The sequence below is a fragment of the Streptomyces sp. NRRL S-337 genome, from assembly GCF_000720175.1.
Lineage (GTDB): Bacteria > Actinomycetota > Actinomycetes > Streptomycetales > Streptomycetaceae > Streptomyces > Streptomyces siderophoricus.
In genome coordinates this window covers 1-370 of the sequence record NZ_JOIX01000189.1, presented here as the reverse complement: position 1 = coordinate 370, position 370 = coordinate 1, and the positions used below count along the sequence as shown (strand labels likewise).

The following is a 370-nucleotide window of genomic DNA, read 5'->3' as shown; positions in this document are numbered from 1 at the left end:
GCAGGGGGTGTGGGACTTCCCGCTGCAGCAGATGCCGTTCCCCGGCCGTTCCTTCGAGGTGCTCTCGATGGACTACAACATCATGGCCAACCAGTCGAAGAACTCCACCAAGGCTCCGCCGGTCAACTATCCGGGGTGGCGCAAGCAGGCCGCGGGGGCGTACATCGCCGGTTTCCAGCGGGCTTACGAGACCAACCGGGCGCCTTTCTTCATCGGCAACCACTTCGAGCAGTGGAACGGCGGCATCTACATGGACGCCGTCGAGGAAGCGCTCAAGCACATCGCCGACGAGAAGCGCAAGGACGTCCGGCTGGTCTCCTTCCGCCAGCTCTGTGACTGGCTCGACGCCCAGGACCCCAAGGTCCTCACC

Annotated in this window: 1 pseudogene; it reads left to right on the top strand. The window is 64.3% G+C overall.

The features are described from left to right. A pseudogene (locus IG62_RS0141025) lies at nt 1-370 on the top strand (hypothetical protein); the annotation flags it as partial.